Annotated in this window: 1 protein-coding gene; it reads left to right on the forward strand. The window is 67.4% G+C overall.

Annotation, left to right across the window (positions count from 1 at the left end; genetic code table 11):
• Nucleotides 1–397 precede the first annotated feature (397 nt).
• A complete protein-coding gene (locus IE312_RS33280; RefSeq protein ID WP_189985956.1) occupies nt 398–2,938 on the forward strand; it encodes a DEAD/DEAH box helicase in 2,541 nt (846 codons plus the stop codon).
• The last annotated feature ends 722 nt before the right edge of the window (nt 2,939–3,660 follow it).

Below are 3,660 nucleotides of genomic sequence, written 5' to 3' on the forward strand. Positions count from 1 at the left end.
TGCGCGGTGCGGCCACGGGCCTTCGGCCCGAGCAGCGAGGAGAGGGAGGGGTGACGGGCCAGTCGGGAGAGTGAGAGGCTGAACACAGGGACATGAGGCCGAGTTAACTGACTGTCAGGCTGCTTTTGGGGTGGCCATAAGGCAGCAGTAACAGAATTGAGCCACATTCGAGGGACTTTCCACGTTCCGAGTGCTTCACTTAAAACACAAGATAAACTCTGGACTCAGACAGGACCACCTATTAAGGGAGCTGGACCGATTTCCGATCACGCTTCCGGTTACTGGTCCCAGGCTGTGACCCGGTTCCGGTGAGGTTCACCGTAGCCGATCGCACGCCATCTACGTGCAGGTTTCCCGTTTCCGGCCTAGCTAAAAGTCCAGGAGAAGGCAGACGGATATGTCCACAAGCCGAACCGATCAGCGTGATGCAGCGCAGCAGGAAGCCGTTGATACGGTTGTCCGTGCCCTCGAATTGCCTGCAAGATCGCTTGCGCCCGAGAGGGGGCTCCGGACTCAGGTGATCATGGCGACCGGGTCCGGCAAGACCCGAGTCGCGGCCCGTAGCGCGGAGAAGCTCCGTGCGGGTCGTGTGCTGGTGCTCGTCCCCTCGCTGGATCTACTCACCCAGACCGAGGCCGCGTGGCGCGAGGCGGGCCGTACAGGCCCGATGATCGGGGTCTCCTCGCTGCGGGGGGAGGACGTGACCTTCCCCAACACCACGGACGTGGAGGAACTGGTCGACTGGGTGCGGCCGTTCGACAAGGTCACCGTGTTCGCCACGTACGCCTCCCTCGGGCTCGGCACGCTGGAGCGCGCGCACAAGGCCGGCCTTCCGGGCTGGGACCTGATCGTGGTCGATGAGGCGCACCGGACGTCGGGTCGGCTGGGTAAGCCGTGGGCAGTCGTCCACGACAACACCCGCATCCCGTCCCTGCGCCGCCTGTACATGACCGCCACACCCCGACTGTGGCAGCTGGACGAGGACGCCGATCAGGGCGCGCCGGGTGAGCTGGTGGCGAGCATGGAGGACGACCCCGACGGGCCGTTCGGCAGCCGGGCGTTCACGCTGACCCTCTCGGAAGCGATCGACCGGGGAATCTGCGCCCCCTACCAGGTGGTGTGCGTGGACATCACCGACACGCAGCTCCAAGCCGCGCAGCTCCTGGGCGCTGAGGGCCGCTCGGACGAGGTCCGCGGGGCCCGGCTCGCCGCGCTCCAGACCGCGCTGCTCAAGGCGTCCTCGGAGGAAGGCTTCCGCAGGACGCTCGTCTTCCACCACGTGGTGAAGGAGGCCGAGGCGTTCGCGGCCGGCCTTCCCGACGTCGCCGCGCAGCTGCACGCCGCCGACCCCGAGCTGTACCCGCGCACGATCTGGGCGGACTGGCTATGCGGCGAGCACAAGCCCAACCATCGGCGGCGGGTTCTCGGGGAGTTCGCGTCCGGGATCGCCACGGACGGCACGGTGGTGGAGAAGGGCTTCCTGGGCTCGGTGAAGGTGCTGGGCGAGGGCGTCGACACCAAGAACTGCGACTCCGTGTACTGGGCGGATGTGCGCGGCTCGATGCCGGACCTCGTCCAGGCCGTGGGCCGCGCGTTGCGGATGCAGCCGGGCGAGGGCAAGGTGGCCTCGCTCGTGGTGCCGGTCCTGCTCGGGCCGGGCGAGACGGCGGACAACATGCTCACGTCCCGGGCGTTCGGCGGACTGGCGAAGCTGCTGGAGGCGCTCAGGGCGCACGACGCCCGGGTAGTGGAGCAGTTGGCGCAGCAGCAGGCCCCCAGCGCCTACACGCCCGTCCAGAAGGCCGCGCAGGGCCAGGAGCGGGGCGAGGGGAACGGGTCCGACGGCCCGTCGGCCCCGGCCCGGAAGCTGCTGAAGTTCAGCACGCCACGCGACCCGGCGCAGCTGGCCGCGTTCATCAACCTGCGGGTCCTCAACCCCGAGCACGAGCACTGGCGGCGCGGCATCGAAGCCGCCGTCATCTACGCCCGCGAGCACGGCGACCTCAAGGTCCCGTTCACGTATCGCGTGCCCTGCCGCGACGACCAGGCGGCGGAAGCCGAGGGGTGGCCGGCCTCGCTCGCGAACTTCCCGCTCGGGCAATGGATCGCCGATGCCCGGCGGTTCTACGCCCGCGGCGACATGGACGCCGACCGCGTCGAGCAGCTTGAGAAGCTGGGCATGGTCTGGAGCCACTTCGACGTCGCGTGGGAGGAAGGTCTCGCGGCAGCGCGCGGGTGGGCAGCAGAGGCGGGCCACCTCCTGGCCCCGCTGGACGCCACCTACCAGGGCTACCGGGTGGGTATCTGGCTGAAGAACGCGCGGGCCGCCGCCCGGAAGGCGGCCGAGATCGAGCAGCGGCGCGCCGAGGGCCTGCCCGTGGAGTCGTCGGTCGGGGCGCTGTCGGACGAGCGGCGCGAGCAGCTGGAGGACATCGACCCGGCCTGGTGCCCGGCCTGGCCGGTGGAGTGGCAGCGCTGCTTCCACCTCGCCCGGCTCCACCTGAAGGCCAGCGGCGAGCTGCCCATGGAGCCAGGCGAGGTCGTGCACCAGGGTGAGGACCTTGGCCGGTGGGTGCGCTCAGTCCGGCTCGGCTGGGACAACCTCACCACCGTGCAGCAGTGGATGTGCGAGCAGGTCCTGGGGATCGAGCCGGCGACCGAGGACGAAAAGCCCCAGCCGCGCCGTACGCAGGCCGACAAGTGGGTGATGAACTACGCGGCCGCCCGGCAGTTCTACGAACGTGAGGGACACCTGCGGGTGCCGCGCAAGCACATCGAGACCATCGTCGTCGGCGACGGGAAGGGGCGTAACGGCCAGGATCAGGAGGAGCGACAGCTCCGACTTGGTGCATGGATCGGAAACCAGCGAAGCAGGGCCGCCACGCTGTCGCCGGAGCGGGTGGAGCAGCTGTCCGCGATCGGGATGCGCTGGGCGTAACCGGGCTACTCCGGGCGATGGCGGCCGACATCTCCCAGTTCACCGGGCAAGGCGGGCGGTCAGGGTGCGGCAGCCGCGCACACCGGTACTGAAAAGAACGACGAAATGCACCCGCGCAAGACGAAATTCACCCGAACGAGGGACCGATGAAGGCTTGATCTCTGAATTCTGCCCGAAATGAAGGACGTTGCTCAGGTTTGCCCTTACGGGAGGGTCGGGCGGGCACCCCGAAACCCCGTACAATTCCCTCGGGCGTTTCCCGAAGTGTCCATCTGCCGCACCCCTCCGGGTCATATGACCGGAGGAAAGCCCTCCGGTCACGCCGGAAGCAGGTGATACACCCGTGGGAGACGAAGACAACGGCCCGAACTGGGACTACTGGACCTTCATGGTCACGCTCTTCACTTGCCTGTGGGACGTGATCACGAAGCGATAGCCCCAGTCGGGCCATCACCCACCAGGAGCCGCCTCCCAGCCAGGGGGGCGGTCTCTTGCTTTATCTACCCGCCGAACCCCACCCTAACGAATCTATGGATGCGTCCGCCGCGCGGACATCATGGTACCTGACTTTCTCTCCGGGTTTCGGCATGTGATTTCATTCCTGGGCACTCAAATCGTTCCTGGAGGCTTTCAGGGGCCTTCACGCGTCTCCAAGGCTCGAAGGTTCCGCAATTTGAAATGCCCTCTTGCCCGCATTGCACCATTTCATGGTGATTCTCGAA

Origin of the sequence: Streptomyces capoamus (genome assembly GCF_014654935.1) — a bacterium.
In the GTDB taxonomy this organism is placed as follows: Bacteria; Actinomycetota; Actinomycetes; order Streptomycetales; family Streptomycetaceae; genus Streptomyces; species Streptomyces capoamus.